The 14,748-nt window shown below is 74.0% G+C and carries 11 protein-coding genes; 7 read left to right on the top strand and 4 right to left on the bottom strand.

Features of this window, described 5'->3' with window-relative positions:
• Positions 1-15 precede the first annotated feature (15 nt).
• Together ABT118_RS06910 and ABT118_RS06905 are read right to left on the bottom strand one after the other, a co-directional pair.
• Complete coding sequence (locus ABT118_RS06910) at positions 16-1,536, bottom strand: S8 family peptidase (RefSeq protein ID WP_350645484.1); 1,521 nt, start codon at positions 1,534-1,536, stop codon at positions 16-18.
• 98 nt (positions 1,537-1,634) lie between these two features.
• Positions 1,635-4,517, bottom strand: a complete 2,883-nt coding sequence (locus tag ABT118_RS06905; protein ID WP_350645482.1) for an FAD-binding and (Fe-S)-binding domain-containing protein — start codon at positions 4,515-4,517, stop codon at positions 1,635-1,637.
• 73 nt (positions 4,518-4,590) lie between these two features.
• Between ABT118_RS06905 and ABT118_RS06900 the strand changes: the two genes are divergently transcribed.
• Positions 4,591-5,196, top strand: a complete 606-nt coding sequence (locus ABT118_RS06900) for an HIT family protein (protein ID WP_350645480.1) — start codon at positions 4,591-4,593, stop codon at positions 5,194-5,196.
• A gap of 7 nt (positions 5,197-5,203) precedes the next feature.
• Here the strand turns inward: ABT118_RS06900 and ABT118_RS06895 are convergent, their stop codons facing one another.
• Entirely contained in the window at positions 5,204-6,193 is a 990-nt protein-coding gene (locus ABT118_RS06895) for a glycosyltransferase family 2 protein (RefSeq protein WP_350645478.1), read from the bottom strand.
• 183 nt (positions 6,194-6,376) lie between these two features.
• Complete coding sequence (locus ABT118_RS06890; RefSeq protein ID WP_350645476.1) at positions 6,377-7,168, bottom strand: aggregation-promoting factor C-terminal-like domain-containing protein; 792 nt, start codon at positions 7,166-7,168, stop codon at positions 6,377-6,379.
• Between the two features lie 575 nt (positions 7,169-7,743).
• Between ABT118_RS06890 and ABT118_RS06885 the strand changes: the two genes are divergently transcribed.
• The 6 genes from ABT118_RS06885 to ABT118_RS06860 all read left to right on the top strand — a co-directional run bounded on the left by ABT118_RS06885 (position 7,744) and on the right by ABT118_RS06860 (position 14,733).
• Positions 7,744-8,940, top strand: coding sequence for a metallophosphoesterase (locus tag ABT118_RS06885; RefSeq protein ID WP_350645474.1), 1,197 nt, complete (start codon positions 7,744-7,746; stop codon positions 8,938-8,940).
• A 189-nt stretch (positions 8,941-9,129) separates the two neighbouring features.
• A complete protein-coding gene (locus ABT118_RS06880; RefSeq protein WP_350645472.1) occupies positions 9,130-9,531 on the top strand; it encodes a YegP family protein in 402 nt (133 codons plus the stop codon).
• Complete coding sequence (locus tag ABT118_RS06875) at positions 9,521-9,910, top strand: hypothetical protein (RefSeq protein WP_350645470.1); 390 nt, start codon at positions 9,521-9,523, stop codon at positions 9,908-9,910. The genes ABT118_RS06880 and ABT118_RS06875 overlap by 11 nt, the downstream gene beginning before the upstream one ends.
• 316 nt (positions 9,911-10,226) lie before the next feature.
• The gene (locus ABT118_RS06870) at positions 10,227-11,255 is read left to right on the top strand and encodes a substrate-binding domain-containing protein (protein WP_350645468.1); all 1,029 of its coding nucleotides are present in this window, start codon (positions 10,227-10,229) and stop codon (positions 11,253-11,255) included.
• Between the two features lie 127 nt (positions 11,256-11,382).
• Entirely contained in the window at positions 11,383-12,015 is a 633-nt protein-coding gene (locus ABT118_RS06865) for a hypothetical protein (RefSeq protein ID WP_350645466.1), read from the top strand.
• A gap of 210 nt (positions 12,016-12,225) precedes the next feature.
• Positions 12,226-14,733, top strand: coding sequence for a hypothetical protein (locus ABT118_RS06860; RefSeq protein WP_350645464.1), 2,508 nt, complete (start codon positions 12,226-12,228; stop codon positions 14,731-14,733).
• Positions 14,734-14,748 lie beyond the last annotated feature (15 nt).

Here is a 14,748-nt window from a genome sequence, read left to right as displayed (position 1 = left end):
ACCCACTCCTCGGTACTAGACGTTGGACATCACACGCATCAGGTCGAGCAGGCCGTGGCCCTCCAGGTAGCGGTCGCGGCCGAGCGAGGTGGCGTTGGCGCAGAACAGCTCCTTGATCTCGCGCGGGCGCCCGATGAACTCCTGCCGGACGGAGAGGAAGGCGGCGATCGCCCCGGAGACGTGCGGCGCCGCCATCGAGGTGCCGCTCTGCTCGACGTAGGTCGGCAGGGTGTCGGGATCGGCGTCCGGCGGGAACAGCGAGGCGAGTTGGGCGCGCTGCCGGCCGCCGGCGCAGGAGGTGATCCGCTCGCCCGGGGCCAGCAGGTCGGGCTTGAGCCGGCCGTCCAGGGTGGGGCCCTTGGAGGAGCTGTAGGTGACGCCGTACTCGTGCGGGCGGTCGCGGTGGGTGGAGCCGACGGTGATCGCGCCGTCGGCGTTGCCCGGGTCGGTGATGGTGGCGAGCACCCCGCGGTTGTCGGCGTCGGCCGCGTCGGGGTTGCGCCGGCTGAAGCCGCCGTTGCCCGCGCTGACCACGACCACCACGCCGCTGGCGGCCAGCAGGTTCACCTCGCGGCAGAGCGGGCTCTGGCCGCAGGCGTACTCGGCGGCGTCCCAGGCGCAGCCCAGGCTCAGGTTGACGCCGTGGACCACCAGCAGCCGGCCGCCGGTGTTGACCTGCTGGCGGAGGTAGTAGAGCGCCTCGATCACCGCGCTGGAGGAGGTCACCAGCAGGTTCTGCGGCCCGCGCTCGGCCAGCACCTTGAGGCTGACCAGCTGGGCCCGGGGAGCGATCCCGGTCAGGGTGCGGCCCTCCTCCAACTGCCGGTTGCTCCACCGGGGGAGGCCGCCGGCGAGCAGTTCGAGCCGGCCGATCAGCGGCGGTACCTCGGCCGGCAGGCCGCCCGCGACGATGCCCGCGACATGGGTGCCGTGCCCGGCGGTGTCGGTCAGCGGGCTGTTCGGCCCGTCCGGCGCCTCGCCGGGCACCAGGTTGGTGAAGTCCTGGTGCAGCCCGGCCACCCGGCCGGTCAGGGTGCCGGCCGCGAAGTGCGGGTGGCGCGCGTCCACGCCGCTGTCCAGGACCGCCCAGACGATGCCCCGGCCGGTGGCGGCGTAGGCGCGCAGCACCGCGTCGGCCTTGATGGTGGCGGCGGAGCGGTCGATGTGTGCGTCCAGGGTGTAGTCCGGCCAGACCCGGTGCACCGTCGGCGGGTCGGGACCGCTGCGGTCGCGCTCCAGCAGGAGCTGGATCTCGGCCGGGCTGAGCAGGCAGCGCAGGTAGGCGGCGGCGACCGGGATCGGGTCCGGCAGGCCGGGGAGGACGTCCGCGTACGTCCGGCGGAAGGCGGTCCGGGTCAGCTCGGTGTCGGCGTCCCGGGTGAGGTCGACCTCGACCAGGACCGGGCTGCGGTCGTCGGCCAGCACCGGGACGACCTCGCTGCGCAGTCTGGCCGACCCGCCGACCTGGAGCACCGGGCTGACCGCGTCGCGGGCCGCAGCGGACCGTCCGGCGGGGGAGTCGGCTGGACCGGTCATGGCGGTGGCCCCTCTCAGCGGCGTACGCAGGGCTCAGCGGCGTACGAAGGCCGCTCGACGGCGTACGCAATCCACGATCCGCCTGCCGGTGCGGCCTGTCATCCGGGGTCTCCCCGGAGCGCGTCGCGGAGCAGCTCGGCCAGGTGGACGGCCCGGCGGCCGTGGCCCAGTTGGGCGATCTGGGTGCGGCAGCTGAAGCCGTCCGCGAGGAGCACGGTGGCGGGGTCGGCGGCCCGGACGGCGGGCATCAGGACGCGTTCGGCGGCGGCCACCGAGACCTCGTAGTGGCCGCGTTCGAAGCCGAAGTTGCCGGCCAGGCCGCAGCAGCCGGAGTCGAGCACCTCGTTGGCCAGGCCGAGCGCGCCGTCCAGGCGGCGGTCGGCGGCGGTGCCGAGGACGGCGTGCTGGTGGCAGTGGGTCTGGGTGACCGCCCGGGTGCCGTCCAGGCGGGGGAGTTCGACGCCCTCGGCGTCCAGGAACTCGGCCAGGGTGCGGACCCGGCCCGGGAGGTCGCCGGCGGCCGGGCCGAGCAGCCGGGGCAGCTCCTCGCGCAGGGCGGCGGTGCAGCTCGGGTCGAGGACGAGCACCGGCAGGCCGGGCGGTACCGACCGCAGGCTGCGGCGCAACACCCGCTTGGCGGTGCCGAGTTGGCCGGTGGAGTGCCAGGTGAGGCCGCAGCAGACCGGCCCGTCCGGCAGTCGGACGGTGTAGCCGAAGTGCTCCAGCACCTCGACGGCCGCCCGGGCCGGCGCCGGGTCGAGCCGGTTGGTGAAGGTGTCCGGCCAGAGCAGCACGGTGGGTCCGCCGGTGCCGGTGGCGGGGCGGCGGCGGAACCAGTGCTCGAAGGTCTCGGCGGGCAGCGGCGGCAGTTCGCGCCGGTGGTCGATCCCGCCGAGGCGTTTGAGCAGGGCGGCGGCCCGGGACCGGAACAGCCGGTTGACCGGGCCGGGGGCGAGTGCAGCGAGCCGCAGGGTGAGCGGCAGCCAGCCCATCGAGTAGTGCGAGACCGGGCGCAGCCGCCGCCGGTAGTGCTGGTGCAGGAACTCGGTCCGGTAGCTCGCCAGGTCGACCTGGACCGGGCAGTCGCTCGCGCAGCCCTTGCAGCCCAGGCAGAGGTCGAGCGCCTCGCGGACCTCCTCGGAGCGCCAGCCGTCGGTGACCAGCTCGCCCCGGAGCATCTCCGCCAGCAGCCGGGCCCGGCCCCGGGTGGAGTGCCGCTCCTCCCCGGTGGCCATGTAGCTGGGGCACATCACCCCGGTGTCGGTGTCGACGCACTTGCCCACCCCGACGCAGCGGTGCACGGCCCGGAGCAGGCTGCCGCCGTCCTGCTCGTACGGCAGGGCCAGCGGCAGCAGGTCGCGGCCGGGGAAGCGAAGGTCGGCGTCGAGCGGGCGGGGGTCGACCACGGTGCCCGGGTTGAGCAGGGCGGACGGGTCCCAGATCCGCTTGAACCGGCCGAACAGGTCGATCACCTCCGGCGGGTACATCCGGCTCAGCAGCTCGCCCCTGGCCTGCCCGTCGCCGTGCTCGCCGGAGAGCGAGCCGCCGTGCGCCACCACCAGGTCGGCCGCCTGCTCCATGAACTCCCGGAACTCCGGCAGCCGTTGGGGGTCCGTCAGCGGGAAGTCCAGCCGCAGGTGGATGCAGCCCTCGCCGAAGTGCCCGTACGGGATGCCGCGCAGGCCGTGCCGCCCGAGCAGGGCGCGCAGCGCGCGCAGGTAGTCGCCGAGCCGCTCGACCGGGACGGCGGAGTCCTCCCAGCCGGGCCAGGCCTCGCCGCCGCTCCCGGGAAGACGCGTGACGATGCCCGCGCCGGCCTCGCGGACGGCCCAGAGCTGGCGCTGCTCGTCCGGGTCGATGACCACGGCGACGGTGGCGCGCGGCTCCCGGCGGACGGCGTCGGCCAGCTCGCGGGCGTCGGCCAGCGCCTCGGCGGGGGTGGCGCCGCCGGTCTCCAGGAAGAGCCAGCAGGCGCCGTCGGGCAGCCGGTCCAGGGCGGGCGGGCGGCGGCCGGCCGCGAGCAGGGCGGCGATCAGGTCGGCGGCCATCCCCTCGGCGGTGAGCGGGCACAGCGGCAGCAGGGCGGGGACGGCGTCGGCGGCGGCCGTCTCGTCGGGGTAGCCCGCGACCACCAGGGCCCGGGCGGCGGGCGACTCGACCAGGCCGACGGTGGCGCCGAGCAGCACCGCGCAGGTGCCCTCGGTGCCGGTGAGGGCACGGGCCAGGTCGTAGCCGCGCTCGGGCAGCAGCGCGTCCAGGTCGTACCCGGAGGTGCGCCGGGGCAGGTCGGGCATGCCCCGGCGCAGGGTGTCCAGGTTGGCGCCCGCCAGGTCCTGCAGCGATCGGTGCAACTCCCCTTCCCGGCCCGGACGTTCGCGCAGTGCGGCGCGTTCGGCGGCGGTGCGGGGCCCGGTGGCGGTGAGCTCGGTGCCGTCGGCGAGCAGCAGGTCGAGCGAGCGGACGTGGTCGGCGGTCCGGCCCCAGGCGACCGAGTGCGCGCCGCAGGAGTTGTTGCCGATCATGCCGCCGAGCGTGCACCGGCTGTGGGTGGACGGGTCGGGGCCGAAGCGCAGCCCGTACGGGGCGGCGGCGGACTGCAGCCGGTCGAGCACGGCGCCGGGTTCGACCGTGGCGGTGCGGGCGTCGGGGTCGACCGCGAGCACCCGGCCGAGGTGGCGGCGGAAGTCCAGCACCACGGCGCCCGGGCCGATCGCCTGGCCGCCGATGCTGGTGCCGGCGCCGCGCGGGACCAGCGGGACGCCGTACGCGCGGCAGAGCCGGACGGTGGCCCGGACGTCGTCGGTGTCGGCGGGTTTGACCACACCGATCGGCGGGTGCCGGTAGTTGGAGGCGTCGTAGCCGTAGACGGCGCGTTCGGCGGTGTCGAACCGGACCTCGCCGCGGACCTGGCCGCGCAGCTCGCGGTGCAGCTCCAGGTGCAGCTCGCGTTGCAGGGCCCGGGCCGGCTCGGTGCTGGACATGGGGCAGATCATCGCAGTGCGGGGGCCGACCCGGTGGGAGGTGACGCCATGTCATAGGGCAGCATCGGGAGGCATGAGCGATCTTGAACACACCCCGAGTCCGTTCGTGGCCGGCCTGCCCATCGGCGCGGAGCTGCCGCTGCCGCCGGTCGCCGAGTGGGACATCTTCCCGTTCGAGGGCGATCTGCGGGTCCGCCCGCTGGACCGCCCCGTGCTGCCCGAACCGCCCCGGCACGGCGAGGACGGGCCGGAGAACTGCGACCAGTGCAACCGCGCGGACCAGGAGTTCCTCTGGACCGACGAGCACTGGCGGCTGACCGGGCTGCGCGAGCCCAGCGGCCTGCCCGCCGTGGTGCTGCTGATGCCCCGCGGGCACCACGACCTGGCCGACCTGCCGGCCGGGCGGGCCGCCGAACTGGGCCCGATGCTCCAGCGGGTCGAGCGGGCCCTGCACGCGCTCGGCGGGATAGCCCGGGTGCACGTCGACAAGCTCGGCGACGGCGCGGCGCACCTGCACCTCTGGTTCAGCGCCAGGCCCGAGGGCATGCTCCAGCTGCGCGGCAGCTACCTGTCGACCTGGGACGACATCCTGCCCCCGATCCCGGTCGCCGACTGGCAGGCCAACGGCCGGGTGATCGCCGCCGCGATGGCCGCCGAGGGCGGCACCGCGCACGTCTGACCCGCCGTCAGCGCCGCCCCACGGCGGTGCGGGCGATCTGCCCCAGCTTGGCCACCTCGAAGGCCGGGTAGGCACCGCTCGCCAGCAGCGAGAACTTGATGCCCTCCCGGCCGTCCGGGCGCCGGTAGCCCTCGGGCAGGAAGGTGCGGTAGTACTCGGCGGCGCGGTGGAAGAACTGCGGGCGCTCGGCCCGCGGTACGCACCCCGCCAGCTCCAGCACGAACAGCAGGTGCCGCACCATCCTGGTGAACAGGTACGGCCGGAACGGCGCCGACCCGCTCCGGGCGTCCAGCAGCTCGAAGCTGCTCCGGTACTGCTCGAACAGGTCGAAGTGGCTGCTGCCGGGCGAGCCGGCGGGGTGCACGGTGTGGCGGCGCCGGATCCGGACGCAGTCGCGGTCCAGGATCGCGATCCGTTCGGCCGCCAGCATCGCCCGGTGCACCACCGGGACCTCCTCGTACTGCCCGTCCGGGAACTGCGGAGCGGTGCTGCGGCGCAGCAGCCGGTCCCAGATCAGCGGCTGGGCGCCGAGCACGTGCGGGTGGTCGAGCGGCCCGAAGACCTCGGCGCCGATCCCGGCCAGCAGCTGGGCCGAGCCGCCGGGCCAGACCTTGCCGCCGTGCTCCCGGCTGTGGCCGAACAGCAGCACGTCCACCGGCCCGGTCGCGGCCAGCCGGGCCGCCATCGCGGTCAGCGCGCCGGGGTCGAGCAGGTGGTCGCTGTCCAGGAAGAGCAGGTACTCGCCGGTGGCGTGCGCCGCCCCCGCGTTGCGGCTGCGGCCGATGCCGACGGCCGCGTTCAGCCGGAGCATCCGCACCCGGGGGTCGCGCAGCTCGTACGCGGCGGCGATCCGCTCGGGCGACTCGGGCGAGCGGTCGACGACCAGGATCACCTCCAGGTCGGGGAGCGACTGGGCGAGCAGCGAGTCCAGACAGTCCGTCAGCTGCTGCTGCCGGTCGTGGACGGGGAGCACGACGGAGATCAGCGGGTTGGGCATGGCGGGGAGGCTAAGGGTGCGCACACGGTCAGGCAAAGGCCCGAAACGCGGTAAAACAGCTGATCATCGGACAGATCGGGAGCATCGTGCCCGATACCTTCACGGCACGCCCACGACCTGCGTGAACACGCCGAAGGGCGGCCACACCCGGTGGGTGCGACCGCCCTTCGGCGTGAGGCCGGCTCAGTACCAGTTGTGGGACTGCCAGAAGCTCCAGGCGCCGCACGGGCTGCCGTAGCGCTCGTTCATGTAGCCCAGGCCCCACTTGATCTGGGTGGCGGCGTTGGTGCGCCAGTCGGCGCCGGCCGAGGCCATCTTGGACCCGGGCAGGGCCTGGACCAGGCCGTACGCGCCGGAGGAGGCGTTGGTCGCGGTGACGTTCCAGGTGCTCTCGTGCTCGACGATGTTGCTGAAGCACTGGAGCTGGCCGGCCGGCACGATCTGCGCGGCGATCTGCTGCGGCGAGCCGGTCGGCGCGGCGAGCGCCTGGCGCTCCTGGCTGCGGGAGGCGGCCTCGGCGTCGGACTTCGCCTTGGCGTCCGCCTTGGCCTTCGCGTCGGCGGCGGCCTTGGCCTTGGCCGCGGCGGCGTCCGCAGCGGCCTTCGCCTTGGCGTCGGCGGCAGCCTTCGCGTCCGCGGCCGCCTTGGCGTCGGCGGCGGTCTTCGCGTCCGCCTCGGCCTGCGCCTGCGCCTGGGCCTGGGCGGCGGCAGCGTCGGCGGCGGCCTTGGCGTCCGCGTCGGCCTGCGCCTTGGCGGCGTCGGCCAGGGCCTTGGCCTGCGCCTCGCCGACCTGCTGGGCCTCGGCGGCGGCGCTGGCGGCGGAGGAGGCGGCCACGGTCTGCGGTGCGACGTCGGCGACGGAGGAGGAGGTGTCCTGCGGCAGCGCCAGGGCCAGGGTGGCGGTGCCCGCCACGGCCAGGGTGGCGACACCGGTGATGAGCGCGTTGCGGCGGTTCTTGAGCTGCTGGAACTGCATGGAGGGGACAACCTCTTCCGTCGGGCGGGGCCGTGCACGGGGCACACGGGTACCGCGAAGCGTGTTCGGAGAACAGCCCGCGTGCCGTGCATCGGACGGCCGTGGCGCCCCGTGGTGAGACGGGGCTGGCGGGGAGGGCGCGGGGCCGGACCGGGCTGGTACGGCCGCACTGCCTTGCGACCCGGTCATTCTTGGCAGACCGCCCCGACGGAGGCAATGAGCGCTGAAACGACTGCCGGTAGTAGACACGGCAGTGCGCCCGGCCTCGACCGGACGCTTCGAAGAGCAGTACCCCACCTGCGCCCCGGCCAAACCGATCTCCCGTAACACCCCGCTGACCTGGGCTGTTCGCCACCCGGACCGGCAGCCGGGGACGGGCCGGACCGGGGCGGGCGTCTTTACCCCGTATTTATCAACTATCGGCGGTAGTGGACGCCCGGGCCCGTGTGGGCGGGCTCACAGGAACCGGACCCGAGGGCTGCGCAGCGCGACGGCACGGTCACCCGGGAACGCCCCGCCGCCCGACGGTCGACCCTGGTGCGGAGAGCGGGCGGGCGACCTCCGATACTGGGGCGGTGATCATCGCCCTGGTGCTGCTGACGGTCCTGGCCCTGCTCGTCCTGGTGCACTGGTACCTCTGGCGGCGGCTGGTCCGCGACGTCTCCGCGCCCGGCGGGTGGTACCGGCGGATCGGGACGGTGCTGGCGGTCCTGCTGCCGCTGCTGAGTGTCGGTGCGCTGGTGGGCGGGCGGGTGCTGCCGCTGGCGGTCGAGCGGTGGTTCGCCTGGCCCGGCTACCTGTGGCTGGCGGTGCTGCTCTACCTCACCCTGGCCGTGCTCGTGGGCGAGGTGGTCCGGGCGGTCTGGCTGCGCAGGCCGGCCCGCCGCAGGCCCGAGCCGGCCGTCGGGCCGGCCGCCGAGCCGCCCGTGGACGGTGCGCCCGACGATCCGTCCCGGCGGCTGTTCGTGGCCCGGACGGTGGCGATCGGCGCCGCCGGTGCGGCGGTGGCGGTGGTGGGCAACGGTGCCTACGGGGTGCTGCGCGGGCCCCGGCTCAAGCAGGTGACCGTCCCGCTGGCGAAGCTGCCCCGGCGGGCGCACGGCTACCGGATCGCGGTGGTCAGCGACATCCACCTGGGGCCGATCCTGGGCCGCGCGCACACCCGGCGGATCGTCGACACGATCAACGGCGCCCAGCCCGACCTGATCGCGATCGTCGGCGACCTGGTGGATGGCAGCGTGCCCGAACTGGGCCCGGCCGCCGTGCCGTTGGCGGATCTGCGGGCCAGGGACGGCGCGTTCTTCGTGACCGGCAACCACGAGTACTTCTCCGGCGCGCAGCCGTGGGTGGAGTTCGTCCGCTCGCTCGGGGTGCGGCCGCTGGAGAACGACCGGATCGAGCTGCCCTGGTTCGACCTGGCCGGGGTGAACGACATCGCGGGCACCGCCCAGGGCCAGGGCCCCGACTTCGAGCAGGCGCTCGGCGACCGGGACCGGCTGCGGGCGGCGGTGCTGCTCTCGCACCAGCCGGTGACCGTGCACGACGCGGTCCGGCACGGCGTCGACCTCCAGCTGTCCGGCCACACCCACGGCGGGCAGCTCTGGCCGGGCAACTACATCGCCGAGCTGGCCAACCCGACGGTGGCCGGCCTGGAGCGGTACGGCGACACCCAGCTCTACGTGACCCGGGGCGCGGGGGCCTGGGGCCCGCCGGTCCGGGTCGGCGCCCCGTCCGACATCACGGTGCTGACGCTGGCCTCGCTCCAGGCCTGACGCGGGTTCCGGAGGCGGCGTCAGCAGCCCGTCCTTTCCCCGGAGTTGGTCCCGCCGAATGAACGAGGGAGAACTTCCGGACCAACAGCACGGCCGGAGGATGATTGTCCCTTCAATGACTCCCGTGTGCACACGTAGCTTTGGCATGCGCTGCCGGGGCGGCTCCGGAGCGAACGTGGAGGCACTCGGATGTCAGGGCAGCGGAGTGGCGACGACGGGGTCGCCGAGCCGGTACGGCGGGGATCGGTCCAGGCCGAGCGGGATGTGAACGGCCGGTACCGCTGGTCGTTGAAGGCGCCGAACGGCCGGATCGTGGCCGTGTCCGCGCCGGTGCACGAGAGCGCCGAGCAGGCCAGGCAGGTGTTCGAGGACTTACGCGGGGCGGCACCCGGCCTGGTGGTGCGGATCACCCACGTCCGGGACGGGATCGGCTGGATCTGGGTGGTGCCGGGCCCCAGGGGGGTGCCGGAGGCCCGGTCGCACCGGACCTACGAGCGGTACGCCACCTGTCAGAACGCGTTCCGGCGCTTCGTGGCCCTGCTGGAGCGCCCGGACGGTGTCGGGATCCCGGCCGCGCACGATGAGTTCTGAGAGCGGGACGGGCCCCCGGAGAGGCCCGAGACTGGTCACCGTCCGGCTCGGCGGCGGCCGGATCGGCTGGCTGCTCGCGGCGGCCAACGGCCGGCAGCTGGCCAGGTCGGCGGTGACCTACCGGAGCGAGGCCGAACTCGACGCGGCCCTCGGGCAGTTGCTGGTGGAGCGGGCCGCGCTGCGCTATCTGGTGCAGCAGGACGGCGACCGGGCCTGGGGCTGGTCGGCGCTGCTGCCGTCCCGTACCACCGGCCGGGTGATGGGTGAGGCGGTGGCCCGGAGTGCGCGGGGCTACCTGCGCCAGGACCAGTGCCGGCAGGGCATGGCCAGCTTCCAGGCGATGCTCCAGCACCTGCGCGCGGTCCGGGGTGCCGGGTGACCGGCAGGTTGCCGATCGCTCCCCGAACCGCCACCGGGAGAAGAACGATCCACCGGCCGGGCCGAGTTGACGCAGTCGCAGCGGGCTGCTGGACACCCGGCCCGGCCTCGGGCTAAACCTCCGGCCCCGAACCGGTTCCGGACCGGACCGCGGACCGGACCGCTCCGGGTGGACCTTCCACCGGCACGTGCCACCCGGCAAGTATCTGAGCCGTCGGACGAACGGCCGCCGAGTGCGGCCGCCGCCGGCGCTCCCGACCGGGCCCCGGGCCGGGAGCAGGCACCACAGATGCTCACTCCGACCGGAGGAACACCAAATGCGCAACACCGCCGCCAAGTTGGTCGCCGCCGTCGCGGTCACCGCCGCAGCCGTCGCCCTCGCGGCAGTTCCCGCCCAGGCCGCCGACCCGGTTGCACCGAACGCTGTCGACATCGTCGGCACCGGCTCCGACACCACTGCGCCGTTCATCGCCCAGATCTCGGCCGACTACAACGCCTCGATCGTCGGCGCCCCGGCCAGCACCCCGCGTCTGTACAGCTGGGAGCCGCTGGGCTCGGCCAACATCACCCCGAAGGCCGGCGCTGCCACCATCGCCCGCCCGAACGGCTCCAGCGCCGGCATCACCGCGCTGAACAACAACACCGTCACCACGGTCGACTTCGCCCGCTCCTCCCGGGGCCCGCAGACCGGTGACACCGCCGACGACCTGTTCGTGGCCTTCGCCAAGGACGCGGTCACCTGGTCCGCCAAGAACGCGGGGCACGCTCCGGCGAACCTCACCACCGCGCAGCTCAAGGGCATCTACGAGTGCACCATCACCAACTGGAGCACGGTGGGCGGCACCGCCGGCACCATCAAGCCCTTCCTGCCCCAGAACGGTTCGGGCACCCGTAGCTTCTTCCTCAAGGCCATCGGCGGCGCCACCCCGGTCACCCCGGGTGCCTGCGTGACCAGCGGCCCGCAGGAGAACACCGGCACCACCGCGGTGCTGGACGACGTCGACTCGATCTTCCCCTACTCGGTCGCGGCGTACATCAGCCAGGTCTGGGGCGGCCACAGCACCCCGACCGACAACCCGGGCAACCTGACCCTGCGCAACGTGAACAGCGTCGCCCCGGTCAACGCCTCGCACACCATCAACGCCCCGTTCGCCGCCAGCGCCTACGGCCGCGTGGTCTACAACGTGGTCCGCACCTCCGCCTGGAACACCGCGGGCACCTACTCCACCAACCTGAAGGCCGTCTTCGGCCCCTCGGGCTGGATCTGCACCCACCCGACCACCATCACCAACTACGGCTTCCTGGCCCTGCCGGGCGCGGCCTGCGGTACCACCACCACCATCTGATCCACCTGCTGATGCACCGCTGATCCACCTTCAGCACCACCCGACGGCCGAGCCCGCAGGGGCCCGGCCGTCGGCCTGCCCGGCACCTCGTTCCGCACCGTTCCACCCGCACCCCAAGGAGCCCGTCATGACCCGCCTCCGTACCCGTCTCGCCCTGGCCGGCGCCGCCGCGCTCGCTGCCGTGACCGCGCTGACCGGCCTGACCGGTACCGCCGCCGCCACCGAGGCTCCGGCCACGCCGGAGACGACGGCCCTCACCGCTCCGGTCGCCTCGATCGGCACCGCGGTGATCCGCGAGGACAGTGACTTCCTGCGCCGCAGCGCCGAGGCGGGCATCTTCGTCCTGCCGCTGCCGCCGGGCACCGCCGCCTACGACAGCGCCGCGGGCTTCTCCGGCAGCTTCCCGGTCACCGGTGCGACCGGTGTGCTGCGCGAGTACTACGGCAACGTCCAGCTCGGCGGCAGCCTGCTGGCGGTCAACGTCCGGACCGGGAAGACCGCGCTGTTCCAGCAGCTGGCCTTCGACGTCGACAACTGGCAGCTGACCGGCGTGCCGCTGGGCGGCACCGCCCCGGTCGGCCTGCTGGAGCCGACCGAGAGCACCGTCGCGGTCTCCGGCGGTGCCAACTCGCTGACCTCCAGCGCCCTGACCGTGGACGCCGAGGGCGCGCAGTACCTGGACACCAAGCTGGGCACGTCCTTCTTCACCGCGGGCAGCCGGATCGGTTCGTTCGCGTTGAACTACACCCAGACTTCCTGATCCGACGCCGAACCATCGCACCGGAACGGCCCGTGGCGCAGTGAATGGCGCCACGGGCCGTGCCATTTCGGCCGACGCGCAGGCAAGTTGGGGTCTCATACATCTGAATGGTCATCAACTGTCATATCCACATGGGGAAATACCGGAGTCTCGATCCCGGTGGGTCCGGTTTCGGACAGCCGTGATCGGCTCAGCGAAAGGGCAACCCTCATGAGGCTCCGCAGACCGGGCAGTTCCGCGCGTCGACGGTGGGCGAAGGTCTTCGCCGCCGCGACCATCGCCTGGGCGGCGGCGCTCACCCTGGCCGTGCTGCCCGGCAGTCTCGGCACGGTGCCCGAGGCGCACGCGGCCGGCGGGGTGACGGTGCAGGGCCCGCCGGTCTGGCACCCCGAGGACTGGACCACCGGGGACCGCGGCACGGTCACCCTGGAGACCGCGACCGACCTCACCAACGAGCGGGTCCGGGTCCGCTGGGCCGGCTTCACGCCCACGGTCTTCACCTGGGGCGGCCCGGTGGACGTCGCGGTGACCGGCTCCAGCGACATCCTCTACTCGGTCCGGGTCTACCAGTGCCGGGGCACCGACCCCAGGCCGACCGACTGCTACGGCAGCACCGTCTACAACGGGGACGCGGCCAAGGGCTTCGAGCAGGAGATGGCGCAGGGCGCCACCACCCCCGAGTTCCCCAGCAACATGGTGATCGCGCCCACCCGCCCGGACGGCACCGGCGAGGCCGAGATCGAGCTGTGGACCTCCCAGCAGAGCCAGACGCTGGGCTGCGACGCCACCCACCCCTGCTCGCTGGTGGTCGAGCCGCAGTACGGCGGCGACTCGCTCGGCGCGTACCAGACCCCGGTCGGCACGGTGAACTGCGACGACCACTCGCCGGACGGCGACGGCTTCTTCAACACCGCCTCGGACGGCTCGTTCCGGAAGAACGCGGGCGGCCGCTACCAGACCGGCGAGACCTGCGCCTGGAACCAGCGCGCCGTGGTGCCACTGAAGTTCGCCCCGACTCCCGGTGACTGCAAGGCGGCTGACGCCGAGTTCGCGATGGCCGGCCTGGAGATGGCCAACCGCGCGGTGCAGCAGTGGCGGGCCGGATTCTGCGGCGGTGACCAGCCGCTCAACCTCGGGTACGTGTTCGGCGGCGGCGAGCCGCAGGCCAGGGCGGCCTTCCTGGAGGGGCGCGGCGCCGACGTGGCGCTGACCGCGGAGGCCGACCGCAACCCGGCCGCCCGCCCGTACGTCTACGCGCCGCTCGCCACCACCGGGATCTCGGTGGTCTACGTCGTCGACGACAGCACCAACCGCCGCCAGGTCCGCCAACTGCGGCTGAATGCACGGCTGCTGGCCAAGATGCTGACCCAGTCGTACGACCTGCAGTACGGCGCCGTCATCCCCTCGGTGGACGGCAACCCGAAGTGCGTCTTCCTGGACCCGGAGTTCCTCAAGCTCAACCCGGTGGACGTGGTGAACGGCCCGGTCTGGCCCGACTGCGGTTCCGGCGGCAACAAGGCCGAGACCACCCCGGTGGTGGTCGGCGGTACCTCCGACCTGGTGCACCAGGTCACCTCCTGGATCGCCGCCGACCCGGAGGCGGCCCAGTTCCTCGGCGGTGCCAAGGACCCGTGGGGGATGCGGCTGAACTCCTTCTACCTGCGCTCCAAGTTCACCGGCTACCCGGTCGACACCTTCCAGCCGCAGGACTACAGCGGTCCCGGCAACTGGAAGCAGTACGAGTGGAGCCCGCTGATCGGCGGACTCGGCCAGGTCTCCCGCAACGTCCTGGAGGGCCGCGCCACCTGCAGCGACCCGAACCTCGACAACACCGGGGCGCACCCCAAGTGCGCCACCCAACCGGTCGGCCAGCGCGCGCTGTTCGCCATCATGGACGCCGGCCAGGCCAAGGCGTACTCGCTGCCGGAGGCGGCACTGGCCAACCCGGCCGGGGAGTTCGTCACCCCCTCGACCGGCGCGCTCCAGGCGGCCGTCGGGGTGATGGCCACCGACCCCGTCACCGGTACCCAGCACCTCCCGTACGGCGAGGCCGGATCGGCCTTCGCCGGTGCGAAGGGGGCCTACCCCCTGACCACGGTGCAGTACGCGATGCTGCCGACCAGCGGGGTGGCCGCGGGCAAGGCCGCGGCGATCTCCCGGTTCGTCCGGCAGGCCACCGACCTGGGCGGCGGTCAGATCTACGGCACCGCGCCCGGGCTGCTGGCCCCCGGCTTCCTGGCGCTGACCGAGGCGCAGTCCGCCCAGGCGAAGGCGGCGGCCGCCCATGTCGGGGCGCAGGACTCGGCACTGCCGGGCAACCAGGTCGCGGTGGCCGATCCGGGCACGCCGTCCACCGGCTCGGGGACGGGTACCGGCGGGACCACCGGCGGCGGGAGCACCGGTGGGACGACCGGCGGCGGCGGTTCTTCGGGCGGTGCCGACAACCCGGCTGCGCCGAACGGAACTTCGGGCGGAGCGGCGCCCGCTCCGGTGGCTGCGGCCAGCTCCACCCCGCCGGTGGCGGCCGCTCCGGTGGCGGCCGGACGGCCCGGACAGGACCGGGCCGGGGCGGCCCGGCTGATGCTGCCGGTGCTGCTGGTGATCGGCGCGGTGCTGCTGGTCGGCGGTCCGACCACGCTGCTGCTGAGCGGAACCGAGGCGGGCGGTCGGGTCACCGCCGGGCTGCGCTGGCTGGTCGGGTCCCGCAGGCGGAGCTGAACCGGCCCGCACCGC

The sequence above is a fragment of the Kitasatospora sp. NPDC002040 genome, from assembly GCF_040296785.1.
GTDB lineage: Bacteria > Actinomycetota > Actinomycetes > Streptomycetales > Streptomycetaceae > Kitasatospora.
This window is presented reverse-complemented; position numbering and strand designations above follow the sequence as displayed.